Below are 24,227 nucleotides of genomic sequence, written 5' to 3'. Positions count from 1 at the left end.
TCAGGGCTGCGGCGACCCCGTGACGAGCGCGATCGCCGTGCCGACAGCGTCCGCCGCGCCGGCGGCATCCACGCGGGCGAGGGCGAAGGCCGAGACGACCAGCCCGGTGCACGCATCGGCGAGGACGGCGACCTCGGTGCCGTCGAGATCGGGACGGCGCGCGGCGACGCCCCGGCCGAAGGCCGCGCGCAGCTCGGCGCGGTACCCGGCGATCACCTGCGCGACGGCTTCGTCCCGCCCGATGGGGGCCGCCGCCGTGTTCACGAGCAGGCACCCACTCGACGCCGGCAGCGAGCTCGGCTGTCGAAGCGCGCCACGCAGTCCATCGAGGTACTCCTCCAGGGCCGCCGGAGTCACGTCCTCGCCGATCAGCGGCGCCAGCCGCGGTCGGATGATCTCGTCGAGATAGCTCTCGACGGCGGCATCGAAGAGGCCCCGCTTCGAACCGAACGCGTGGTAGATGCTCGATCGGTTCAGACCCGTGACGCGCTCGAGCTCGGGCAGCGGCGCGCCCTCGTAGCCCTGCTCCCAGAAGACGCTCCGCGCCGCGCGGACGACGTCGTCGCGGTCGTAGCTCTGCGTTCGGCCCATGCGCCGCGCCCCCTTTTGTGTATCGTTCAGTTCAGTATATATTGAACCAAGCGATACAGAAACTGCGGTGTCCACCGCCGGAAGGGAACAGCTCATGATCATCGCCGGTCTTGCGCTCGCGGGCCTCGCAGCGCTCATCCACGTCTTCATCTTCTACCTCGAGTCCATCGCCTGGACGAGCGAACGGGCACGCAAGACGTTCGGCACCGGAACGGCAGCGCAGGCCGAGGCCCAGAAGGCGCTCGCCTTCAATCAGGGCTTCTACAACCTGTTCCTCGCCATCGCGGTGTTCGTCGGCATCGTCGTCGTCATCGCCGGGAACCTCCCGGTCGGCGCGACGCTCGTCTTCACCGGGGCTGGTTCCATGGTCGCGGCCAGCCTGGTGCTCGTCCTCTCCGACCCCTCCAAGGCCTCCGCCGCCCTCAAGCAGGGCGTGGTCCCCGCCCTCGGCGTCCTCGCGCTCGCGCTCGGCATCGCACTCTGACCCGCCGTAGCGCGCCACCCCTGTCCGCGACTCCGACCGAGCATCGCGGCATCCGTCACCGACCCCTCACGAAGGAGAAACACATGACCCACGGAACCAGCACGCAGGTCCGTCTCGCACGCCGCCCCCAGGGCTGGCCGACGCCCGAGGACTTCTCGCTCGAGCGCGTCGAGCTGAGCGATCCCGCGCCGGGCGAGGTGCGCGTGGCCAACGAGTTCGTCTCCGTCGACCCGTACATGCGCGGACGTATGAACGACGTCCGCAGCTACGTCCCCCCGTACGCCCTCGGCGACGTGATCACCGGCGGCGCGATCGGCCGCGTCGTGGCGAGCGCGTCGGACGACCTGCCCGTGGGCACCGTCGTGCTGCATCAGCACGGGTGGACGGATGTCGTGCAGGCCGACGCCTCGACGTTCCGCGCCGTCCCCGAGGTGCCGGGCCTGCCCCTGTCGGTGCGGCTGCACATCCTCGGGATGACGGGCCTGACCGCCTACGTCGGACTCACCGCGATCGCGCACATGAAGCCGGGTGACACCGTGTTCGTCTCGGGAGCGGCCGGAGCCGTCGGCACCGCCGTCGGCCAGATCGCGAAGCTCCTCGGCGCGGGCCGCGTCATCGGCTCGGCGGGCTCCGCCGAGAAGGTCGCGCTGCTCACCGAGAAGTACGGCTACGACGCAGCCTTCAACTACAAGGACGCCCCCGTCCGCGAGCAGCTCGCCGCGCATGCTCCCGACGGCGTCGACGTGTTCTTCGACAACGTGGGCGGCGACCACCTCGAGGCCGCGCTCGACGTCATGAACACCGGCGGACGCCTGGCGCTCTGCGGCGCGATCACGGGCTACAACACCACCGAGAAGACCCCTGGGCCCGACAACATGGCCAACATGATCACCCGCGGTCTCACCGCGACCGGCTTCACGCTGGCCGCCTACCTCAACCTGGCGCCGGAGTTCACCGAGAAGATGACCGCCTGGTTCGCCGAGGGCAAGATCGCCTACGACGAGACCATCGTCGACGGCATCGAGAACACCGTCGACGCCTTCCTGGCGATGATGCGCGGCGCCAACACCGGCAAGATGCTCGTGCGGACCTCCGCGCGGTAAGCCCTCGAGCCGACCGAAAAGGCGGTGACGCTTCGCGCGTCACCGCCTTTCGCGTCGGCTCGACGACGGACGAAGCCGTCACCCCCGCAGGTGCAAGCTGCCGTCTCGCCACTCGGCGGAGCGGAGGTCGTCGATCCGGGCGTCGACGACGGCGGTACCGAGATGGTCCCCCACGCCGACGACCCATCCCGCTCCGGCGGCGCGAGCCGAACGCACGCCGGCCTCGGCATCCTCGAACACGACGCATCTCGCAATGTCGACGCCGAGCAGCGCGGCGCCGGCGAGGTAGGGCCCCGGGTCGGGCTTACCGCGACCGACGTCCTCCGCCGCAACGAGCGCGGACGGGACGGGATGCCCTGCGGCCGCGAGTCGCCGGCGCGCCAGCTCGCGCGTGGCCGAGGTCACCACGGCCCACATCCCCGACGGGATGCGCGAGGTCAGGGCGACCGAGCCGGGGATCGGCTCCGTCAGCGCGGCGGATGCGACCTCCGCCTCATCGAGAGCGGCGACGGCCTCGTCGCGCAGCCCTGCCGCCACGAGCGTCGCGACGGTGTCGGCGGCGCGCACCCCGTGCTCGATCTGCGTGCGGAAGTCGAACCCCGGGGCGTACCGCGTCGCCCAGGCGTCCCAGGCGGTGGCGGCGGCCTCGAGCGAGTCGACGAGCACGCCGTCGCAGTCGAACAGCACGGCACTCGGGGTGATGGCGGTCACAGGAGGCTCCAGGGAGGAGGATGCCGCCGGGGCGGACCCCGGCGGCATCGGTTCGGTTCAGCGGGACGTGGCTGCGGGGGCCGGAGTCGCGTCGGCCTCGGCTTCCGCCGCCTTCCGCCGATCGCGACCGCGCAGGGCGAAGGTCGTGCCGTAGAGCGCGACGAGGGCAACAGCGAGCGCGACGATGACGGCGATCTGCCCGCCGGCACCGGAGACGCCACCGAGGATCAGGCCGAAGACGCCGTAGTCCGAGTCGGAGAAGGTCGAGTTCGAGAACCCGATGTCGCCGAGGACCGGCAGCAGGAACAGCGGCAGGAAGGTGATCGCCACGCCGTTGGCGAAGGCTCCGAGGACGGCGCCCCGGCGACCGCCGACGGCGTTGCCGATCACGCCCGAGGCGGCACCCGTCATGAAGTGCGCCACGACGCCGGGGATGATGATCGCTGTGCCGAGCGCTGCCATCCCGAGCATGCCGACGATGCCGCCGACGAAGCTCGCGAGGAACCCGATGAGCACCGCGTTAGGAGCGAAGGGGAAGACGATCGGCACGTCGAGCGCGGGCTTGGCGTTCTTCACGAGCTTCTCGGAGATGCCCTTAAAGGCGGGCACGATCTCGGCGAGCACGACGCGCACGCCGGCGAGGATGATGAAGACGCCGGCCGAGAACGTCGCGGCCTGCAGAGCGAGGAAGACGATGAAGTTCTGTCCGTTCGACAGCTCCCCCTCGATGTACGCGGCCCCCGCGAACAGCCCGACGATGATGTAGATCACGGCCATCGAGAGCGCGACGATCACGGTCGTGTCGCGGAGGAAGCCGAGCCCGCTGGGGAACGAGATCTCCTCGGTCGACTTCGAACGTCCCTTGCCTCGGGTGACCAGGGCGACGAGACCGCTGAGGGCGACGCCGGCGCCGCCGGTGTGCCCGAGGGCGACGTCATCGCTGCCGGTCACGCGGCGCATGAAGGGCTGGACGAGAGCAGGCGAGACCACCATGTAGATGCCCTGTGCGATCGACCCCCAGAGCACGACGGCCCACGGCTCGAAGCCGGCGACCCCGAGGATGACGGCGAACATGGCCGCGATGTAGAACGCGACGTGACCCGACAGGTAGATGTACTTGAAGCGTGTGGTCGCCGCCAGCACGATGTTGACGATCATGCCGAAGAAGAAGATGAGCGCGGCGGCGGAGCCGTAATCGAGCAGCACCTGGGCGACGATGGCCTCGTTGTTGGGGACGACGCCCTGCACGTTGAACGCGTGCTGAAACATCGCACCGAACGGATCGAGCGAGCCGACCACGACGCCGGCGCCGGCGGCCAGCACGAGGAAGCCGACCAGGGTGCGGATCGTGCCCTTGAGGACGTCGCTGAACGACTTCCCCTGCACGGCGAGACCGATCAGGGCGATGAGCGCGACGATGACCGCCGGCTGGGTGAAGATGTCGAGCAGGACATCGATGACAGCATCCATCGCGGATGCTCCTTTCGTCGGTGAAAGCGTCGGGTGGAGAGCGGAAGGGTCGGGTCGGGTCAGGAGTGCCGCTTGACGGCCTCATCGACCTTCGTCCGGAGCTCCGCGAGGTCGATGATGCTGTCGAGCGCGACGACGTCGTCGCCGAGGCCGCTCGCGGCCTCGGCGATGTCGCGGCCGACGAAGATGGTGTCGGCGTCGCCCCGGGCGACCGAGCCGAGGTCGGCGTGATCGACGGTGATGCCGGAGACTCCCAGCTCCTTCAGCACCTTCTCGATGTTCATGTGCACCATGAAGCTGCTGCCGAGGCCGGAGCTGCAGACGGCGAGAAACTTGGTCATCGGATGACTCCTGTCGTGAGGGCCGCGCGGACGTCGGCTGTGGTTCGGGCGGAAAGCAGAACTGCACGGGCGCGATCGTCGCTGAGCAGTCGGGCGAGCTCCGACATCGTCGAGAGATGCGACTCGGTGTCGGTCGCCGCCAGGCAGAAGAAGAGGGTGATGGGGTGGGCCTCTTCGTCGTTCAGCAGAACGGCGGGGTCGACCCAGAGCGCGGAGAGTCCCGTGCGCACGACACCCTTCTCGGGGCGGGTGTGTGCCAGCGCGATGCCGAACCCGAGATCGATGTAGGTGCCGCCGCCGGCGATCGACTCGATCATCGCGTCGATGTACGAGCGCGTGATGGAGCCGTCATCGAGAAGCGGTCGGCTGACCGTCTCGATGGCCGTGCGCCATCCGTCGAGGTCGGTCGCGAACTGGATGCGGTCGTCGCTGAGCTGTTCGATGAGCATGGGGTCCTTCCGGTCAGACGCCGGGCCGAGGGCCGTGGAGCGTGAGGGAGATCTCGCTGTTCTCCGGAGCGTGGCGTGCCGTGCCGAAGGCGACCGGGGTGCCGTCGGCGTCGAACACGAGGGAATCGATGGTGAGCAGCCGCAGGCCGGCGCTCACCCCCAGGTTCAACGCCACGTCCGGCGCCGCCTCGTCGACGCGCACCGTCATGTCGTTGCGGACGAGACTGACGCCGTACTGCTCCTGCAGGAAGGCGTAAAGCGACTGATCCGAGAAGTCACCGGTGTACACCCCGGGGTACCGGGCGTGCGGAACCCACGTGAACACGTGCTGGTGGAGCTGGCCGTTGACGTAGCGCAGACGGACGAGCTCAACCACGCCCTCCCCCTCCTCGAGTTCGAGGAGGCGGGCCACCTGGGCGCCGGCGGGCACGAGCTCCTGACGGAGCACGCGGGTCGTGACGACGTTGCCCGCACTCGTCTGCTGACGGTGGAACCCGGTGACGACGTCGGCGAAGTGCTCCGGGTAGTGATCGCCCGCAACCGGCTCGGTGACGAACGTGCCGCGGCCGTGCTCACGAGCGAGCCATCCGTCCTGCACGAGCCCGTCGACGGCCTTGCGCAGGGTGATGCGGCTCACCGCGAACTCCTCGCACAGCTCGGGCTCGGACGGCAGCCGGTCGCCGACGGCCATCTCGCGGATGCGTCGCAGGAGTTCGTCGTGGACGGCCCGGTACTTCGCGGTTCCGGTTGCTGTCACCATCGGTCGCCTCCTTGCTGACTCGCGTCATTATGACGTCATGACTAATCCGAGGTCGATCATGCCTGAAACCGAGCTTTCGTGCAAGATTGCACCTCAGAGTCATTATGACATCATAATGACTATGGAGAATTTGATCTCGACACCCGCCTTACCGGCCGACGCCCCGGACGCCACCGAAGCCACCGAGCACGACGTCGTCGTCGCCGCCCGCCTGCTCGCTGCGGACGCCGTGGAGGCCGCTCGATCCGGACACCCGGGCACCGCGATCGCCCTCGCCCCGATTGCGACCGCGCTCTTCCAACGGCACATCGAGCACGACCCCGCCGACCCGGAGTGGCAGGGTCGTGACCGGTTCGTGCTGTCGTGCGGGCACGCGAGCATCCTGCTGTACACGCAGCTCTTCCTCACCGGGTACGACGTCACGATCGACGACCTCCGCGCTTTCCGCACGCTCGGCTCGCGAACCCCGGGCCACCCCGAACTCGGCCACACCGCCGGGGTCGAGACGACGACCGGGCCGCTCGGGCAGGGCCTGGCCACCGCCGTCGGCATGGCCATGGGCCTGGTGCACGAGCGGGCGACCTTCGACCCCGACGCGCCGCGGGGCGCATCGCCGTTCGACCGGCACGTGTGGGTCCTCGCCTCGGATGGCGACCTGCAGGAGGGCATCTCGTACGAAGCCGGGGCCCTCGCAGGCCGTCATGGACTCGACAACCTCACCGTCGTGTACGACGACAACGACATCCAGATCGAGGGCGACACGCGTCTGACCTCGTCGGAGGACGTGGGCGCCCGCTTCCGCGCCCAGGGGTGGCACGTCGAGCGGATCGAGCTGGCCGCAAGCGGCGACGTCGACGTCGACGAGCTCGACCGCGTCCTGGGCGCGCCGAACCCCGTCGGCAAGCCGCGCCTGGTCATCCTGAAGTCGCAGATCGCGTATCCCTCGCCCGGAGCCCTCAACACCGCGGCATCCCACGGCGCCCCGCTGGGGGCCGCCGAGATCGGACTGCTGCGCGAGGCGCTCGGCACGCAAGCTGCGCCCTTCGACGTGAGCGAGGCGGTCCTGCGCCGTTCGCGCGTCGCGCGAGCGCGCGGTGCGCGTCTGCACGAGGCATGGGACGAGGCCTACTCGCGGTGGCAGGCATCGGATCCCGCTCGGGCCGACGCGCACGCCGCTTTCCGGGCGCGCCGTCTGCCCGACGACCTCGGCGCGCGGCTCCCCCGCTTCGACCCCGGTACGGAGGTGTCGACGCGCGACGCTTCGGGCGCCGCCATCCAGGCACTCGCGCAGGCGCTACCCGCGATGTGGGGCGGATCGGCCGATCTCGCCGAGCCCAACCGCACCGAGATCCACGCGGGCGGATCGTTCCTGCCCGAGGAGACGGGCCTGGGAACGCGAGCGGGCCGCAACATCCACTGGGGCGTCCGCGAGCACGCGATGGGCGCCGCGATGAACGGCATCGCCCTCGCCGGCGGTTGGCGCGTCTTCGCCGGCACGTTCCTGGTGTTCAGCGACTATCAGCGCCCCGCGATCCGCCTGTCGGCGCTCATGGGACTTCCGGTGACCTACCTGTGGTCGCACGATTCGGTCGCGCTGGGTCAGGACGGTCCCACCCATCAGCCGATCGAGCACCTGGCGAGCCTGCGCGCGATGCCCGGCTTCACCGTGGTCCGCCCAGCCGACGCGAACGAGACCGTGGCGGCATGGCATGCGATCGTCGAGGCGGACTCCCCCGCCGGGCTCGTGCTGGGCCGGCAAGGCGTGCCGGTGCTCGACATTCCCATCGATGACGTACGCGCCGGGGTCCGCCGCGGCGGCTACGTCGTGCGCGACGTCGCCGCTCCGGACGCCGTCATCATCGCGACCGGGAGCGAGGTCGGCCTCGCACTGTCGGCCGCCGAGGCGGCCGCCGCATCCGGCCTCCAGGTCCGGGTCGTGTCGATGCCGAGCCGTGAGTGGTTCCTGGCACAGGACGCCGCGTACCGCGACGCGGTCCTGCCGCCGTCGCTCCACGCGCGAGTCGCGGTCGAGGCGGCGTCGCCGTTCGGCTGGCACGAGATCGTGGGCTCATCGGGCGCCGTGGTCGGCATCGACGAGTTCGGGCTCTCCGCTCCGGCGGCAGATGCTCTGCGCGAGCGCGGCATGACGCAGGAGCGGGTTCTCGACGCCCTCCGCTCCGTCACCGCCCGGAGCTGATCGACCTCATCCCTCGACCCGACCGAGAAGGCGGTGACGCTTCGTGCGTCACCGCCTTTCGCGTCGGCTCGGCGACCGTCAGCGCCCCGGCGTCGCGACGGGGGCCGGGCGGCGCACGAAGAACGTCAGCACCACCGCCGCCGAGGCGATGCATGCGCCGGTGACGAAGGCCGTGTGCACGCCCGAGGCGGTCGCCGCGACGGCATCCGCCCCGCCTGCCGCAGCCGCGGCTGCGCCGACCGACATCAGCGTCACGAACAGCGCGGTTCCCGCGGCACCGGCGACCTGCTGCAGCGTGCTGACCGTCGCACTGCCGTGCGAGTAGAGACGCGTCGGCAGCGATCCCAGCGCCGAGGTGAGCAGCGGCGTGAAGACGCAGCCCAGGCCCAGGTTGAGCCCCATGTGCACCGCGATGATCCAGGCGATCGGGGTACCGACGCCGAAGGTCGTCATGCCCCACAGCGCCGAGGCGGCGACGATCATGCCCGGGATCACGAGCGGCGTCGGGCCGAACCGGTCGAACAGCGCACCGACGACGGGAGCGATGAGCCCCATGAGCACACCGCCGGGCAACAGCATCAGGCCGACCGTCAGGGTGTCGAGCCCCAGAACCTGCTGCAGGTAGATCGGCAACAGGATCAGCGACCCGAACAGAGCCGACATCACGACCACGACCAGCACGACGGCGAGGCTGAACGACCGCGACTGGAACGTCCGCAGGTCGAGCAGGGCCGCGTCGGTGCGCTGCAGCTTCAGCTGACGCGTGACGAAGGCGGCGAGCGAGAGGGCGCCGATGACGAGCGGGATCCAGACGGGCACCGGTGCGTGACCCGTCGCCGACTCCCCGATCGAGCTCAGCCCGAAGATCAGCCCGCCGAAGCCGAGAGCGGAGAGCACGACGGATCCGACGTCGAAGCGCGCCTCGCGCGTCTCGGTGACGTTCTGCACCCAGATCGCGCCGAGGCCGAGCGCGAGCAGCGCGATCGGCAGCACGAGCCAGAACATCCAGCGCCAGTCGAGCACAGACAGGATCAGACCCGACACGGTCGGGCCGATCGCCGGGGCGACGGCGATCACGATGCTGATGACGCCCATCATCCGTCCGCGACGGGCGGGCTCGACGACGTTCAGCACGGTCGTCATCAGCAGCGGCATCATGATGGCCGTGCCGGACGCCTGCACGACGCGTCCGGCGAGCAGCATGCCGAAGCCGGGCGCGAGCGCGGCGATCAGCGTCCCGGCGGCGAACAGCGACATCGCCGTGAAGAAGACGCCGCGGATCGGGAATCGCGCCAGCACATAGCCGGTCAGCGGGATGACGACGGCCATCGTCAGGAGGAAGCCGGTGGTGAGCCACTGCGCAGTCGCCGCGGTGATCTCGAGGTCGACCATGAGCCGCGGCAGGGCGACGCTCATGATCGTCTCGTTGAGGATGACCACGAACGCCGATGCGACGAGCAGGGCGATGACGGGGCCGGTGCGCCCGGATGTCGTGCGGGGAGGGGCCGATGTCGGGATGGCGGAGGTTTCGGGATGCTGCTGCTCGAGTGTCACTCACTGATCTTATGGCAGTCTCTGCCACATTGGCGCTGTGCGACACTTATCTCATGGAGCGCGAACGCGATCAGGCCGCCGCGGTCGCTGACGAGCATCCCGCGGGCCGCCGGGAGCGACGACGTCAGGAGACCCAGCGCGAGCTGTCGGACGCAGCCCTCGACCTCTTCGAGCAGCACGGAGTGCACGGCACGACGGTGGACGACATCGCGCGCCGCGCCGGCACGTCGCAGCGCACCTTCTTCCGCTACTTCGCGACGAAAGAGGCTGCCGTGTTCGCGAGCGCCGACGACTCGGCGCGCGTCGTCGGCGACGCGATCGATGCCGTACGTGCGGGAGCCTCCGTGGTCGAAGGCATCGAGCGCAGCTGGCTGAAGCTCCTCGACCGCTTCGACGCGCATCCCGACGAGCACATCCGCGCTCTGCGCATCCGCCGCCTCGTCGGTTCGGAGCCGTCGCTCCTGGCCGTCGCGTTGCGCAATGAGGCTGAAGAGGTCGAGCAGCTCACCGACGCCGCCGTCGATGCGGCGGGGGCCGACGCCGATGTGCTCGCCGCTCGCGCGGCCGTCTCGACCATGGCGCTCGTCCTCCGGCTCACGATCGACGAGTGGGTACGTCGCGCCGAGCTGAACGAGCGCGCGAGCGTCCGCCAGATCTACCTCGAGATGCGCCGCGGCGTCGCGACGGTGGCCCGCGACCTCGAGGCTCATCCCCCGCATCTCGGCTGACCGACCCCGGCCTCTTGACCGAGGTCCCACTTCGGCCGGCAATACCGTCGGGAAACCCGGCTCACGTGGGACCTCGCGGTGGACCGATCCCCGCCTGCTAGCCTGGATCGGTGGGTTACTTAATTGCAGCGCCCGTGATGGCGCGCATCTTCACGTTCCGCGACCGCCGCGCCTGACGGCGCGTACGGCATCGCTGGTCTGACCGCGCCGTCCTTCGAGATGTCTTCTGCACCTCGGACGGGCCTCTTGCTTGCCTCCCCGCACCCGGGGTGCTCCCCTCGAACATCGGAGCACACCCATGCCTCGTTCCCGCCATGGCGGACGCCACGAACTCGGCCAGAACTTCCTGACCCATCGCCCCACCCTCGACACCATCTCCTCACTCGTCACCGCCACCGACGGCCCGATCCTGGAGCTCGGCGCCGGTGACGGTGCACTCACCCGCGTTCTCGTTTCGTCCGGCCGCGCACTGACGGCCATCGAGATCGACGAGCATCGCGCGCGCCGACTGTCGCGCGCCCTTCCGGAGGTCACCGTCATCGCCGACGATGCGTTACGGCGACGGCTGGATGCTCCGGTCGTCGTCGGCAACATCCCGTTCCACCTGACGACACCGATCCTGCGCCACCTTCTCACCGATCCCGGCTGGCAGCATGCGGTGCTCGTGACGCAATGGGAGGTTGCGCGGAAGAGAGCGGGGGTGGGCGGCCGAACCATGATGACGGCGCAGACCGCTCCCTGGTTCGACTTCGCCCTCCACGGGCGCGTGCCGAACTGGGGCTTCGACCCCCGCCCGTCGGTGGATGGCGGCATCCTCGCCATCACGAGACGAGCATCGCCGCTGCTTCCCGAAGCCGAACGTCGCAGCTACGAGTCGTTCGTACGCACGATGTTCACGGGGCGCGGGCACGGCATTGCGGGCATCCTCCGGGTGTCGGTCGGCGCGAGCGCCGCGACCGCCCGCGGAGCCTGCCGCCGTGCCGAGGTCGCCCCCGACGCCCTGCCGCGCGACCTCACGCCACGGCAGTGGACCGAGCTGTGGCGCGCGCTGCGGGAGTGCCGGCGAACCCGTCAGGAGCGCACGCGCTGAGGCGATCCCGCGCCGCGGGTGCGTCGCCGCGGCGCGCGTGCACCGCGGCGCAGGGTCGCCGGCCGAGCTGCTTCGGCGACGGCCGCAGCAGCCGCGTCGGGCGAGGCGTGGGTGCCGAGGTCGGCGCCGTGGCCGCTCTCGGCGTCGAAGGTCGCCGGCATCGAACCGGTGGTCACGAATCCGGCGTACTGGCCGTCGAGAGTCGCGACGAAGAAGTCGGCATCCGCCTGTCGCCAGACGAGCGAAGGCGCGGAAGAAGAAAGAGTTGAAAGCACGATGTCCTGAGAACGAGCGCGCACAGCACGGTGCGCGGAGAAAAGATGAGGGCTGGATGAACCAGTGATCGCGTCGGACGATCTGCTCGACGGTGAGCCAGGCGAACGACACACGAGCCCCGAAGGGACGTTTCAACGCTAGCACGCTCCCGCCGGGCGGGGGCCGGACGCGGTCAGCCTCGCCAGCGGCCGATCACGTCGCGGAGTCGGACGATCGCGGCGGTGACGAAGTCGGGGTGTGCGCGGTACCAGTCCGCGTGGGCCTCGGCGACCAGTTTCGGATCGACCTCGACACCGTCGACGATCCACGAACCCTGCGGCGGATCGGAGAGCTCCCAGGCGTCGGCCACCCACTCCTCGAGCGGGGCCCGAACCGCGTTCAGCAACGGCCGCCCCGGATCGGTGGGAACACCCGGCAGGCCGAGGGCCGCCAGCACACGCTCGGCGAGAGGCAGCCACACGACGTTGCCCGGGTGATTGACGGTGCGCATCAGTTCGGCCGACGCGGGCCGCAGCAGATCCGACACGGCGACGTCGATCGACTCCTCGCGACGACGCAGCTCGGCCAGCGAATCGCTCGCTACCTGCCGCACCGCCCGGCGGTCCAGCCGCGGAATTGTCGGAAGCCCGGCCGCCGCGGCGAGAGTGCGGATGTCGTGGTAGGCCACGATCGGCGGCACCTCTTCGATCCCGTCGACGTGCAGCGCCGCCTGGAACGGATGCAGCCCCGCGTAGCGGACGACCGGGAAGGTCACCAGAGGCGCGGACGGAGCGAGGGATGCCGCCAGCTGACGCGTGCCCAGGCGCAGGCCGTGGTAGTCGTCGCGCACGGGCTGAGCGACGAGGAAGGAGGCCCGGGGCAGCAGTTCATGCAGGCGCTCGACGTCGGCGGCATCCATCTCGTGGACCGGAGGCACCCGGACCGTCGGGCGGTCGGGGGCGTCGAGGACGATGCGCATCGACTCGGCCTGGCAGTTGCCGACGACGAGCCCGAAGCCCTCGGGCGGTTCGACTTGCCGGAAGGGGGCGGGGGCATGAGGCATCCCTCCACTGTGACCCGCGGCCTCGACCGACGCCGGTGTTTGCCGTCAGGCCCCCGGATGCGCTATCGCCGATCTGGCCCGGTGACGACGCACCCCGTCGCGATTCGCGCAGCGCACCGAGCAGTAGCGCTGCCGCCCGTTACGGGTCACGTCGACCACGACGTTGCGGCAGGGGTCGCCCGGAAAGCGTCCGGCGGCGCACCGCGACAGACGGCCCATCCCCCGCGTCGTCACATGGAGCGCGGTGCCGACGGCGATGACCGCGCGGAGCACCTGCGGCAGGCGCTGATCGTCGTCGCGGTAGTGCAGGTGCCATTCGCCGTCGTGGTCGGTCAGCCGGGGATACGCCGTCGCCGCCGCCATCAGCCGGTTCAGCAGCCTCGCGCGTTCCGCCGCCGTCTCGGCATCGACCACTTCGAGCCACGAATCGATCACCGCCCGGGTCGCCTCGAGGTCGGACGGCGCCCCGGGCGCGTACACAGCGGTCATGCCGTATTCGTACGTGCGCGCCACGACGCCCTCGCGGTCGCTCGGCCAGTCGTTCGCGAGCGATGCGGCGAGAAGAACCGCGTACTCACCGTAAGGGTTGAGCTGCATAACGGCATTACATCACGATCGAATCATGTCGCCGTCCTCCCCTGCATCCCCCACCGCTCCGCTGCCGTCCCGTACTCATGAGCACGGCTGGACGACCGAGTCGGCGCATCGCACATCGGACGGCCTCGTCCGTTACGTGCGGTGCGACGGATGCGGCGCCCGACGTGTGGACCTGCAGGCGACGGCATCGCGGCCGCCGGTCGCGGAAAGCGCCGAAATCGGTCAGCCGATTTCACCCGGATGAGTGAGACGCCACCATTCCGACGGCGGTTCGATGTCGCCGTCGAGCACGACCGGCACCGTGACCGACTCGGGACCGGCCGTCCACGTGATCTCACCGAGCACCTCGCCGTCGGTCCAGTCGCGTGGCTCGCGCACGTCGCCGGTGACCGCTATGGGCGTGTCGGACCAGGTGCGCAGAGACGCTCCCTTCGCCAGCACCACCCGCACCGAGCTGCCCCACGCCGTCGTGTAGATCCCGAGCTGCTGCCCGTGCTGCGCGACCGCAGTGACGTGGAACCCGTCGGCGAGACGCTGCAGAACACCGAGAACACTGGCGGCGACGCCGCGCTGGGATGAGCCGCCGAGCGCGACACCGACGACGCTCAACGGCTCGGGAAGCCCGACATCGACGGTCGCCGTGTAGAGCAGGTTCGCACCGCTGTCGTCGAGCGTGCCCGTCTTGAGCCCCGTGATCCCGCTCTGACCGAGGAGGCTGTTGGTGTTCGCCATGGCCCCCGGCCCCGGCAGATTCAGAGACGGCGTCGCGGCGATCGCTGCCACCGTCGGATGTGCCGCGGCGATGCGACCGAGTGCGATCAGGTCGCTCGGCGTGCTGGTGTTCCGGGGATCCAGCCCCGTCGGCTCGACGACCTCCGTCCGCTCCAGGCCGTTCGCCGTGAGCCACCGGTCGGCGGCGGCGCGGAAGCTCGACACCGAACCGAAGGCCCAGACGGCGATCGCCTCGGCGTAGTTGCTCGCAGACGGGATGAGCATCGTCGCCAGGGCGTCGCGCAGCGACAGCGAACTGCCGATCGGCATGGGAGCGATCGTCGCATCGCGGACGAAGTACGCGTCGTAGAGGGCGTGGTCGTCACGGTCGAAGGTGAGCGTGGGCCCCCGGTCGCCATCGGCGATCGGGTAGGCGTCGAGGACCACCAGTGCCGTGATGACCTTGGTGATGCTGGCGATCGGTCGAGGGTCATCACCGCCCTCGACCATCCAGACGCCGGCCGCCGCCGAGCCGAGGTACGCCTCGGCGCCCGCAACGGACAGCGCCGCGGACCCGTCGGCCGTGAAGCCGATGTCGACGGGGGTCGGCGGCACGGGTGCTGGCGGGATCGAGACCTCCCCCGCGGCCGGCCTCAGCGGAGCCGTCAGCGCCCATGCGGCGTATCCCCCGGGCGCGCCGAGAACGATCGCCGTCGTGATGCCCGCGGCGATCCATCCGTTCCGGCGACGGCGGCGGCGCCCGGTCGCCACCTCTTCCGCAGTCATCGAGAGCTCAGGAGCGGAGGTCGAGAAGAAGGCCCCGAAATCGTCGAGGTCGTCGCTCACCGAGTCGCGTCGCGTCATCGCGGTCCCTTCGTCATGGCGCCCATCTTCACGCAAAACGTCATCCTCATGGATGATTCGCGACTCTCAGCGAGCCCATAGTGTTGAGGCGTTCTTGAAACAAGGGGGTTGCACGTGCACCGCAAAACACTTCGTTGGGCCGCACCGGCGGCGGTCGGCCTGGTCTTCGTCTTGGCGGGCTGCACGGCCGCGGACGGCTCCGTCGACAGCGCCGAGGATTCGCCGCTCACCGAGTACTTCTCGGCGTTCTACGGCGGCGAGATGAGCGAGGAAGAGCAGCAGGCGCAGTTCGAGACGCAGAACAAGCAGCGCGAGGAGCTCGTCGCGCAGTGCATGCAGGACGAGGGCTTCGAGTACATCCCCGCCCCCTCGACGATGACGTTCAGCTCGGGCACCGAGTGGAAGCCCGAGGACCGCGAGTTCGTGGCGCAATGGGGCTACGGTGCCGTCGAGTATCCGGACGCGGACGAGCAGCCCGAGCCCGAGCAGATGACGCCCGAACCCAACGCGGATTACGTGATGGCGCTCTCCGAGTCGGAGCAGGCCGCCTACTACGAGGCGCTGTACGGCCCGGGCCCGACCGAGGAGGAGATGTCCGAGGACGGGTCCTACGAATACAACTGGGAGACGTCCGGCTGCAACGGCTGGGCCGATCACGAGATCAACGGCGACGACCCTCTTCAGTCCGACGAGTTCGCCGACCTGATGGACGCCGTCACGAAGTTCTACGAGTCCTCGGCCACGCTTCCGGCCATGGTGGACCTCGACCGCGAATGGGCCGCGTGCATGGATGCCGCCGGGTACCCGGGATTCGCCTCGCAAGCGGATGCGCAGAACTCCATCTACGAAGAGCTGAACGGCGTCTACGAGAACTCGACCGAGACCGGCCCGGATCAGGCGACCATGGACGAGATCCACGAGCGTGAGGTCGAACTGGCTCTCGCCGACCTCGACTGCCGCAAGGAGACCGACTACCGCGCCAAGTACCAGAAGGCGCAGTTCGCCGCCGAGGAGCAGTTCATCGCCGATCACAAGACGGAGCTCGAAGCGATGAAAGCAGCGGCTGAGCAGGCTCGCCCGTGACCGCAGATCCCGCGAAGGACGGCACGACCGCGGCCGATGACTCGTTCGACGAGCTCATCGCCGACCCCGCCGCCCCCGCGCCGACCGGCGGGGGCCGGCTCGCGGTGTGGCGGTCGGTCGTCTCACGCAACCGCGTGCTCTGGATCTCCGCGGCGGTCGCCGTCGTGGCGCTCATCGGAGGGCTGCTCGTCGGCCGGTTCGTCATGGCGCCCGCCTCGGCGGCTGCCGACGACGCGCCGGCACCCGGTCTCGTGACGGTTCCGGTGGAGTTCGGCCCCCTCAGCAACGACGTCACGATCCGCGGCGAGGTCGGGTTCGCCGACCCCGTCGAGGTGAAGATCGACACGTCCGCGATCTCGGGACCGGCCGTCGTCACCGGCCAGGTTCCGGCGCTCGGAGCCGAGCTGACCCAGCTCTCCGTCGCTCTCGAAGTGGCAGGGCGTCCCGTCATCGTGCTCCCCGGCGAGCTCCCGGCCTACCGAACCTTGCGGTTCGGCGTGGCCGGCCCCGATGTCGTGCAGTTCAAAGAGGCCATGCGCGCCGTCGGCATCGACGCCGGAGACCCGGGCAACGACGTCTTCGACGAGCAGGCCGCGACCGCGGTCACCGCGCTGTACGCGGCGGTCGGCTACACCGGCCCCGAGTCGGAGGACGACGGCGACAACGCGGTGCGTTCGGCGCAGGAGAGTGTTCGGTCCGCCGAACAGGCGCTGTCCGCGGCGCGCGCAGCGCTGGGCGCAGCGGGACGGGACGGCAACGCCATCGCGCGCGCCGACCTCGAGGTCGCGAACGCCCGTGCTGTTCTGCAGGGGGCACGCGACAACGGCGCGTCATGGGACGAGATCGTCGCAGCCCAGAACCAGGTCGCGACCGCCGAGCTCGCACGTGAGCAGCTGAACGCCGCACCCGATACGAGCAGCGAGCGGGCCGCGGTCGACGCCGCGGCGAGCCAGCTCTCGCAGGCGCAGGACGACCTCGTGCGCGCCCGCCAGCAAGCCCTGCCCGCCCTCCCCGCCGGAGAAGTGCTCTATCTGACGGAGCTGCCCCGCCGCGTCGACGCGGTGACGGCCGAACGCGGCAGCATCCTCTCCGGCGCGGCGATGACCGTGTCAGGGGCGACCGTGGCGCTGACCGGCTCCGCGGCGGAGGCGGACGCCAAGCTGCTCACGGTCGGCTCGACCGCGAGCTTCGCCCTCCCCGACGGGGCAGAACATGCCGCCACCGTCACCGCCGTGGAGGCGGGCGCGGGCGGCGAGAGTCGGTGGAAGGTGAGCCTCGAGCCGGCGGAGCTGACGCCCGAGCAGATCTCGCAGCTCCAGGGCACGAACGTGCGCGTCACGATCGCCGTCGGGGCGACGGCGGGCGACGTGCTGAGCGTTCCCGCGGCGGCGCTGACGGCTGGCCCCGGCGGCGAGACGCGCGTCGAGGTCGTCGACGGCGACCCGCGCGACCCCGATGCCCGCACCCGGCTGGTCGTCGTCGAGACCGGGCTGTCGGCCGGCGGGGCCGTCGAGGTGCGTGCCACCGAGGGCGAGCTGGCGGAGGACGATCTCGTCGTGGTCGGGCGATGACGGAGGCGGCCGCCGTCCTCTCGGACCGCTCGACGGCGCCGGACGGGAGCGACGACGTCATCCGATCGGATGAAAAACCGCCGGTTATCGAGCTGCGCGACGTGACGAGATCCTTCCCCGGGCCGCCCGAGGTGCAGGCCCTGAAGGGCATCAACCTGACGGTCTCCGACGGCGAGTACGTATCCATCGTCGGACCGAGCGGTTCGGGCAAGTCGACGATGCTCAACATCCTGGGTCTGCTCGATCGCCCGACCGTGGGCGAGTACCGCCTCGCGGGCGAGCTGACGGGCGGATACACCGAGGACGAGCGAGCGGCGGTGCGCGCTCGTCGGCTCGGCTTCGTGTTCCAGGCGTTCCACCTGATGCCGCGGCGAACCGTGCTCGAGAACGTCTCGCTGCCGATGCTCTACAGCGGAACCCCGCGCGCGGAGCGCACCGAACGGGCACGAGCCGCGCTCGAGCGCGTCGGCCTCGGGCACCGTGTCGACTTCCGCCCCGGACTTCTCTCGGGTGGTGAGCGCCAGCGCGTGGCGGTGGCACGTGCCGTCGTGACGCAGCCGCGGGTGATCCTCGCCGATGAGCCGACCGGCAACCTCGACCAGGCCACGACGGCGGACATCATGGCGTTGTTCGAAGAGCTGAACGCGGGCGGGCTGACGTTCGTCGTGATCACGCACGACCAGGGCGTGGCCGACCGCGCGGCGCGACGTATCCGCATCGCCGACGGCCGGATGAGCGAGCTGAGCTGATGACGGGATTCTGGAAGAGGCTCCGCGCGCGGCGGTCTCGTCGCGCCGTCGATGCCGAGGCCACGACGACGGCGGTCGCCGAGGCGCGCCAGGTTCCGCGAGCCGACCGGTTCGGCTTCGGCGACCTCGTGCTCGAGGCGACGACCGACATCGGCTCACGCCCCGGCCGCCTCGTCATGACCGTCATGGGAACGGTGCTCGGCATCGGCGCGCTCGTGGCGACCGTCGGCTTCGCGCAGACAGCGGCCGGGCAGATCGCCCGACAGTTCGACGCGGCTGCTGCGACGCACCTGAGCATCGGTCCGGCCGAAGCGCAGGCTCGGGGCGGGCAGCGCGTTGCCACCGCATCGCTGCCGTGGGACGCGCCGGCACGGCTCGAGAGGCTCGCCGGCGTCGAGTCCGCCGCTGTGCTGGCCCCCGTCACTCTGCGGGAGAACTCGATCACCGCCGTGCCCATCAACGACCCTTCCATCGCGGCCTCCGCTCCCCCGGCGCTCTTCGCCGCCTCCGGCGAGATCCTCGACACGCTGGGCGGGCACATCGTCACGGGCAGATCGTTCGACGAGGGGCACGACATGCGCGGCGACCGGGTGGCGATGCTCGGCTCCCGGGCCGCGGAGCGTCTGGCGATCAACCGTGTCGACACGCAGCCGTCGGTGTTCATCGGCGGGGTGGCCTACGCCGTCGTCGGAATCTTCGACGAGCTCGACCGCCGCGCCGAGGTCGTCGATGCCGTCGTGATCCCCACGAGGGCTGCGCGGCAGGACTTCCAGCTCGCCTCGCCCGGCGACGCGATCGCGCGCATCGTGGTCGGGACCGGTCCGCAGCTGCGCGAGCAGGCCCCGCTGGCTCTCGCCCCCGACGCGGTCGACACGCTCGAGGTCAGTGCGCCGCAGGGCCGCTCAGATCTCGCGCGCGACGTGCAGGGAGACGTCAACGTGGTCTTCCTCATCCTCGGCGTGATCGTCCTGCTGGCCGGCGGGCTTGGGATCGCGAATGTGACGACCCTGTCTGTGCTCGAACGCACCGGCGAGATCGGCCTCCGTCGTGCCCTCGGGTCCACCGGGAGGCAGATCGCCGGCCAGTTCGTCGTCGAGTCGATCGTCATCGGACTGCTGGGCGGCCTGATCGGGTCGGCCCTGGGCGTCTTCGCCGTGCTGGGCGTCTCCATCGCGCAGCAGTGGTCACCGGTGCTCGATCCCTGGGTCGCTCTCGGCGGCACGGTGCTCGGAGCCATCATCGGCCTCGCGGCGGGCGGCATCCCGGCTCGACGGGCCTCGCGTATCGAACCGGTCGTGGCGCTGCGCGGCAATGCCTGACCGTTCTCGCGCATAGCGCGCACCGGGCGCGAGCGCCAGCCCTCTCCGCCGCGAATCGTGCGGGTCTACCGTTGCTGGCGGTGGGGACGGGCGAAGACGAGGACGCGGGATGATCGACGGTGTCGCGAACGATGATGCCGTGCTGCCGGGCGCCCTCCTGGCAGGCCGGTATCGGGTGGTCGAGCCGATCGGGTCGGGCGGCATGGCGCGGGTGTTCCTGGCTCGCGACGAAGCCCTCGGGCGCCCGGTCGCAGTGAAGGTCCTGCGGCCCGAACTGTCCGACAGCGCCGCGTCGGATCGGGCGGCGATCGAGACACGACTGCTCGCCTCGCTCAACCACCCCGGCCTGGTGACGCTGTTCGACGCGCACCTGAACGACGAGCCGCGGTTCCTCGTCATGGAGCACGTGGTCGGGATGACGCTGTCGCAGCGCATCGCGGCGGGCGTCCTCGATGACGGCGAGCTGACCGCGCTCGGCTCTCAGCTCGCCGATGCCCTCCATGTGGTCCACGACGCGGGGATCGTGCATCGCGATGTGAAGCCCTCGAACATCCTCCTCGCGCGGTCGACCGTGCCCGGGGTCCCTCTGCGCGCGAAGCTCGCCGACTTCGGCATCGCGCACCTGCTCGACAGCGACCGTGTCACCTCGCCGAGCCTGCTGATCGGCACGGCCGCCTACATCGCTCCGGAGCTGTTGCACGGGGCGGATCCGGCACCCCCATCCGATATCTACGCTCTCGGGCTGGTGCTGGTCGAGGCGGCGACGGGCGAGCGTGCGTTCGCCGGGTCCGACGGCAATCGCGGACAGCTGCTCGCGCGACTGTCGCGCGACCCCGACATGCCCATGCTTCTCGACCACCGCTGGCGCGATCTGCTGTGCGCGATGACGTCGCGCCGACCGGAGGACCGCCCGACCGCCCTCGAGGTGATGTCGAGCCTGAGCCGGCGCGCGCCCGGCACGCCGGTCGGCGTGGCGCTGGTTGCTGCCGCGGCGGAAATGAGCGGGCACGAGACGCAGGCCGCATCCCGTGCCGCTCAGGCCGATGTCGCGACGGCGACATGGCCCGTCACCGCCTCGCGAGCGATCGACGTCAGGGCCCTCGACGCGCCGGTCCCAGCGTCCGCCGCCGTGCAGGCGCGCGGCCCGAGCGTGGAATCGGGGACCGAGCCGATGTTCGTGGGCCCGAGTGTTCCGGCCGCTGCAGGACGGGCATCCGAGCGGCGGCCCCGGTCACGCCGTCGCCGACGTCAGCGGACGGCGATCACCGTCGGCGCCGTCTCGATCGGAGCGATCGGGGTGGCGCTCGCCGCGCACCTGATGCTGGCACCGCCGCCCACTCCTCCGACGACGGACGTCCCCGTGCCTGCGGTGGTCGAGACCCCCGCAGGCAGCCCGACGGAAGACACAGGTGGCGTCGAGTCGCCACCGGACGAGGTGACGACGGCGACCGAGACGGTCGTCTCGTCGGACACGGGCGACGTCGCCGGCACCACGCCGCCTGCTGACGCCACGCCTGCCGAGACCGCGCCTGCCGACACCACACCGCCCGAGACCATCCCGGCCGAGACCGTGCCCGTCGGGGCCACGACGGTCGACCCGCCCGCCGGCCCCGCCGAGAAGAACGGTTCGGCCCGGGGCTCCAACAGCGGCAACGGGAACGGGCCCGGTGCCAACAGCGGCAAGGGACCATCGTCGCCGGGCTCGGGCAAGCCGGAGAACCCGGGCGGCTGAGGCCTCAGCGACCGGAACCGGCGGCGAGCTCGGCTCCCGCATGCGCGAGCTCGGCAAGGGCGGCCGCGCTGGACTCCTCGGCGACACCGGCCACGAGGTCGGTGAGGATGCGCACGCGGCGACCGTGGGCGATCGCGTCGAGCGCCGATGCACGGACGCAGTAGTCGGTGGCGATGCCGACGATGTCGACGTCGACGACGCCGTGACGGGTCAGCAGGTCGGCGACGACATCCCCCTCCTCGGTCGTCCCTTCGAAGAGCGAGTACGCGGGTACGCCCTGCCCCTTCTTGACGTGATGGGTCACGGCGGAGACGTCGAGCTCGGGGTCGTACTCGGCGCCCGCCGTGTCGGCGACGCAGTGCACCGGCCAGGTGTCGACGTAGTCGGGCTCGCCGTCGGCGAAGTGCCCGCCGTTGTCATGATCGCCGTGATGCCAGTCGCGCGAGGCGACGATGATCTCGTAGTCGCCGGCGTGCTCGCGGAGATGACGCGTGATCGCCGCAGCGACCGCGTCACCCCCGGTCACACCGAGCGCTCCACCTTCGGTGAAGTCGTTCTGGACATCGACGATGAACAGGGCACGGGTCATGCGTCGAGGGTACGCTCCGTCTCAGCGGCCCGCACGGCCCTTTCGCGACGCCACTGCTTCGACGGCCACCAGATGGCGGGGCCGATGTCGTGGGCGAGGGCCGGAACGAGGAGCGAGCGCACGACGAAGGTGTCGAGCAGGACCCCGAACGCCACGATGAAGGCGATCTGGGCGAGGAACAGGATGGGGATGACGCCGAGGGCGGCGAACGTCGCGGCGAGCACGAGACCCGCCGACGTGATGACCCCTCCTGTGGCCACGAGGCCCCGCGCGATGCCCCGACGGGTGCCGTGCGCAAGCGTCTCCTCACGCACGCGCGACATGAGGAAGATGTTGTAGTCGACCCCGAGCGCCACGAGGAACACGAAGCCGTACAGCGGGACGGCGGGATCGCCGCCTGGGAAATCGAACACGTGGTTGAACACGAGAGCGCTGACGCCCAGCGCCGTGCCGAACGACAGGATCGTGCTCAGGACCAGCAGAACCGGCGCGAGGATCGAGCGCAGCAGCAGCATCAGGATGAGCAGGATCACGACCAGGATGACCGGGATGATGACGGTCCGGTCGCGGATCGAGGTGTCGTTGGTGTCGACGTTCGTCGCGGTCGTCCCGCCCACGAGGACGTCGGGGACCTCATCGGCGAAGGCGGCCCGTAGATCGCGCACGGTCTGCTCGGCCTCGAGCGAGTCGGCCGGATCGGCCAGCGTCACCGACAGCAGAACGTCGCCCTCCGACACCGTCGGCTCGGGCGCCGGTGCGCCCGGCGGCCCAGCGGCGGCGAAGACCGGCTCGCCGTCCTCGAGCGCCACCGAGACCTGTCCCGTGGGCGAATCCGCTGCGACGGCGGCGACCGACGAGATGCCGGGATTCGCGTCGAGCACGGTGAGCGCGTCGGCGAGACGGTCCTGCGAAACGATGACGGACGCCGGGCTGCCCGAGCCCGCGGGGAAGTGTTCGGCGAGAGCCGCCTGACCGTCGCGCGCTTCCGAAGCGCCCAGCACGAGATCGCTCGAGGGGACGCCGTTCGCGTTGAGCTGCAGGACCCCCGCTGCACCGACGAGGAGGACGACCGTGCTGGCGATCCAGACCGACCGAGCGCGACGTGCGACGAAGCGCGCTTGGCGCGGCCAGAGACCGCGGACCGGTTCGCGCGGGTCGTCGGGAAGGTCGATCGCGCCGGTGCGCGGGATGAACGGCCAGAACGCGGCCCGACCGAACAGCGCCAGAAGCGCGGGCAGGAAGGTCAGCGCCGACAGCATCGAGAAGGCGATTCCGATCGAGGCGATGGGCCCGAGCGCCTTGTTGCTCGCGAGGTCGCTCAGCAGCAGGCAGAGCAGACCCGCGATCACGGTTCCTCCCGAGGCGAGGATCGGCTCGACCGCACCCTTCCAAGCGCGCAGCGTCGCCTCCCAGCGCGACGCGCCCGACCCGATCGCCTCGCGATATCGGGCCGTGTAGAGCAGGGCATAGTCGGTCGCCGCGCCGATGACCAGGATGAACAGGATGCCTTGGACCTGCCCGTTGAGCACGACGATGTCGGCCTTCGCGAGCCACCAGACCGTCAGCAGCGCGACGCATAGCGCGAACACCGACGTGAGCAGGACCAGGATCGGCAGCAGCGGCGAACGGTAGACGACGACCAGGATGACGAACACAGCCGCGAGCGCGACGATCAGGAGCAATCCGTCGATACCGAGGAATCCCTCCGCGAGATCGGCCGTGAACCCCGCCGGGCCGGTGACCCACGCCTCGACACCCGCGGGCAGGTCCTGCTGGACGAGCCCGCGGATCTCTTCGACGATGTCGCGCACCTCCCCCGAGGCGTCGATCGGCACGAAGACCTGCACGGCGAGACCGTCTTCGGATGGGATGGGCGGCGACACCTCGCCGACCCCCTCGAGCTGACTGATGGCGGTTCCGAGTTCGCCGAGCGCTGCGAGCTGCGTCTCGTCGAGCGGATCGGAAGCCGCGGCCACCACGACCGCCGGAATCTCATCGCCGCCGGTGAAGTCGGTCAGCCGCTCGCTGACCTTCGTCGCGTCGGCGCTGGCGGGAAGGAACGAGGACTGATCGTTCGTGGCCACCTCGCTGACGCGACCGAAGTACGGTCCGCCCACCGACCCGCCGACGAGCCACACGAGCACGAGCAGGGCGGGGATGCCGATGCGCAGCCAGCGCGGGACATTTCGTTCGCTCTTCACGTAGGTAGCTTATCT

The 24,227-nt window shown here is 70.5% G+C and carries 23 protein-coding genes; 10 read left to right on the top strand and 13 right to left on the bottom strand.

Annotation, left to right across the window (positions count from 1 at the left end; genetic code table 11):
* Positions 1–591, bottom strand: coding sequence for a TetR/AcrR family transcriptional regulator (locus C3481_RS11145; protein WP_023954958.1), 591 nt, complete (start codon positions 589–591; stop codon positions 1–3).
* A gap of 94 nt (positions 592–685) precedes the next feature.
* Between C3481_RS11145 and C3481_RS11140 the strand changes: the two genes are divergently transcribed.
* Together C3481_RS11140 and C3481_RS11135 are read left to right on the top strand one after the other, a co-directional pair.
* Positions 686–1,075, top strand: a complete 390-nt coding sequence (locus C3481_RS11140) for a DUF1304 domain-containing protein (protein ID WP_023954960.1) — start codon at positions 686–688, stop codon at positions 1,073–1,075.
* Between the two features lie 83 nt (positions 1,076–1,158).
* On the top strand, positions 1,159–2,178 hold the full coding sequence (locus C3481_RS11135) for an NADP-dependent oxidoreductase (RefSeq protein WP_103842346.1): 1,020 nt from the start codon (positions 1,159–1,161) through the stop codon (positions 2,176–2,178).
* Between the two features lie 78 nt (positions 2,179–2,256).
* Here the strand turns inward: C3481_RS11135 and C3481_RS11130 are convergent, their stop codons facing one another.
* The 5 genes from C3481_RS11130 to C3481_RS11110 are packed head-to-tail and all read right to left on the bottom strand — an operon-like array spanning position 2,257 to position 5,909.
* Positions 2,257–2,889, bottom strand: a complete 633-nt coding sequence (locus tag C3481_RS11130; RefSeq protein ID WP_181021922.1) for an HAD-IA family hydrolase — start codon at positions 2,887–2,889, stop codon at positions 2,257–2,259.
* Between the two features lie 57 nt (positions 2,890–2,946).
* A complete protein-coding gene (locus C3481_RS11125) occupies positions 2,947–4,359 on the bottom strand; it encodes a PTS ascorbate transporter subunit IIC (protein WP_071917853.1) in 1,413 nt (470 codons plus the stop codon).
* Positions 4,360–4,418: 59 nt separating this feature from the next.
* Complete coding sequence (locus C3481_RS11120; RefSeq protein ID WP_023954969.1) at positions 4,419–4,700, bottom strand: PTS sugar transporter subunit IIB; 282 nt, start codon at positions 4,698–4,700, stop codon at positions 4,419–4,421.
* Positions 4,697–5,149 carry a PTS sugar transporter subunit IIA gene (locus C3481_RS11115; protein ID WP_023954971.1) on the bottom strand — a complete coding sequence of 151 codons (453 nt, stop codon included), beginning with the start codon at positions 5,147–5,149 and terminating at the stop codon, positions 4,697–4,699. Before C3481_RS11115 ends, C3481_RS11120 begins: the two co-directional genes overlap by 4 nt.
* Before the next feature lie 13 nt (positions 5,150–5,162).
* On the bottom strand, positions 5,163–5,909 hold the full coding sequence (locus tag C3481_RS11110) for a GntR family transcriptional regulator (RefSeq protein ID WP_071917852.1): 747 nt from the start codon (positions 5,907–5,909) through the stop codon (positions 5,163–5,165).
* A gap of 121 nt (positions 5,910–6,030) precedes the next feature.
* Between C3481_RS11110 and tkt the strand changes: the two genes are divergently transcribed.
* A complete protein-coding gene (gene tkt, locus C3481_RS11105) occupies positions 6,031–8,106 on the top strand; it encodes a transketolase (protein ID WP_103842342.1) in 2,076 nt (691 codons plus the stop codon).
* Between the two features lie 78 nt (positions 8,107–8,184).
* Here tkt and C3481_RS11100 read toward each other — a convergent pair whose 3' ends face one another.
* Positions 8,185–9,660: a DHA2 family efflux MFS transporter permease subunit gene (locus tag C3481_RS11100; RefSeq protein ID WP_103842340.1), complete on the bottom strand. Its 1,476-nt coding sequence runs from the start codon at positions 9,658–9,660 to the stop codon at positions 8,185–8,187.
* Positions 9,661–9,713: 53 nt separating this feature from the next.
* Between C3481_RS11100 and C3481_RS11095 the strand changes: the two genes are divergently transcribed.
* Together C3481_RS11095 and erm are read left to right on the top strand one after the other, a co-directional pair.
* Positions 9,714–10,388, top strand: coding sequence for a TetR family transcriptional regulator (locus tag C3481_RS11095; RefSeq protein WP_103842338.1), 675 nt, complete (start codon positions 9,714–9,716; stop codon positions 10,386–10,388).
* Positions 10,389–10,686: 298 nt separating this feature from the next.
* The gene (erm, locus tag C3481_RS11090; RefSeq protein ID WP_103842336.1) at positions 10,687–11,478 is read left to right on the top strand and encodes a 23S ribosomal RNA methyltransferase Erm; all 792 of its coding nucleotides are present in this window, start codon (positions 10,687–10,689) and stop codon (positions 11,476–11,478) included.
* Here erm and C3481_RS11085 read toward each other — a convergent pair.
* From C3481_RS11085 to C3481_RS11065, 4 genes are all read right to left on the bottom strand, one after another.
* Positions 11,460–11,777 (bottom strand): hypothetical protein, encoded by a 318-nt coding sequence (locus tag C3481_RS11085; protein WP_088380167.1) that lies wholly within the window; start codon positions 11,775–11,777, stop codon positions 11,460–11,462. The two genes, erm and C3481_RS11085, sit on opposite strands and share 19 nt — an antisense overlap.
* A gap of 149 nt (positions 11,778–11,926) precedes the next feature.
* The gene (locus tag C3481_RS11080; RefSeq protein WP_071917850.1) at positions 11,927–12,796 is read right to left on the bottom strand and encodes a WcbI family polysaccharide biosynthesis putative acetyltransferase; all 870 of its coding nucleotides are present in this window, start codon (positions 12,794–12,796) and stop codon (positions 11,927–11,929) included.
* Between the two features lie 45 nt (positions 12,797–12,841).
* Positions 12,842–13,393, bottom strand: a complete 552-nt coding sequence (locus C3481_RS11075) for a CGNR zinc finger domain-containing protein (protein WP_103842334.1) — start codon at positions 13,391–13,393, stop codon at positions 12,842–12,844.
* 222 nt (positions 13,394–13,615) lie between these two features.
* A complete protein-coding gene (locus tag C3481_RS11065) occupies positions 13,616–14,968 on the bottom strand; it encodes a D-alanyl-D-alanine carboxypeptidase family protein (protein ID WP_103842332.1) in 1,353 nt (450 codons plus the stop codon).
* 114 nt (positions 14,969–15,082) lie between these two features.
* On the opposite strand from C3481_RS11065, the gene C3481_RS11060 reads away from it, so the two are divergent.
* From C3481_RS11060 to C3481_RS16635, 5 genes are all read left to right on the top strand, one after another.
* Positions 15,083–16,051 carry a hypothetical protein gene (locus C3481_RS11060; protein WP_103842330.1) on the top strand — a complete coding sequence of 323 codons (969 nt, stop codon included), beginning with the start codon at positions 15,083–15,085 and terminating at the stop codon, positions 16,049–16,051.
* Positions 16,048–17,622: a hypothetical protein gene (locus C3481_RS11055; protein ID WP_103842328.1), complete on the top strand. Its 1,575-nt coding sequence runs from the start codon at positions 16,048–16,050 to the stop codon at positions 17,620–17,622. The genes C3481_RS11060 and C3481_RS11055 overlap by 4 nt, the downstream gene beginning before the upstream one ends.
* Before the next feature lie 101 nt (positions 17,623–17,723).
* Positions 17,724–18,371: an ABC transporter ATP-binding protein gene (locus C3481_RS11050; RefSeq protein ID WP_370576225.1), complete on the top strand. Its 648-nt coding sequence runs from the start codon at positions 17,724–17,726 to the stop codon at positions 18,369–18,371.
* Complete coding sequence (locus C3481_RS11045) at positions 18,371–19,690, top strand: ABC transporter permease (protein WP_103842326.1); 1,320 nt, start codon at positions 18,371–18,373, stop codon at positions 19,688–19,690. Before C3481_RS11050 ends, C3481_RS11045 begins: the two co-directional genes overlap by 1 nt.
* Before the next feature lie 109 nt (positions 19,691–19,799).
* The gene (locus C3481_RS16635) at positions 19,800–21,422 is read left to right on the top strand and encodes a serine/threonine-protein kinase (protein WP_219817664.1); all 1,623 of its coding nucleotides are present in this window, start codon (positions 19,800–19,802) and stop codon (positions 21,420–21,422) included.
* Between the two features lie 4 nt (positions 21,423–21,426).
* Here the strand turns inward: C3481_RS16635 and C3481_RS11035 are convergent, their stop codons facing one another.
* Positions 21,427–22,011 carry an isochorismatase family protein gene (locus C3481_RS11035; protein ID WP_023955001.1) on the bottom strand — a complete coding sequence of 195 codons (585 nt, stop codon included), beginning with the start codon at positions 22,009–22,011 and terminating at the stop codon, positions 21,427–21,429.
* Positions 22,008–24,212: an efflux RND transporter permease subunit gene (locus tag C3481_RS11030; protein ID WP_258039103.1), complete on the bottom strand. Its 2,205-nt coding sequence runs from the start codon at positions 24,210–24,212 to the stop codon at positions 22,008–22,010. The genes C3481_RS11035 and C3481_RS11030 overlap by 4 nt, the downstream gene beginning before the upstream one ends.
* Positions 24,213–24,227 lie beyond the last annotated feature (15 nt).

This window comes from Microbacterium sp. Ru50 (assembly GCF_002920555.1).
Lineage (GTDB): Bacteria > Actinomycetota > Actinomycetes > Actinomycetales > Microbacteriaceae > Microbacterium > Microbacterium arborescens.
This window is presented reverse-complemented; position numbering and strand designations above follow the sequence as displayed.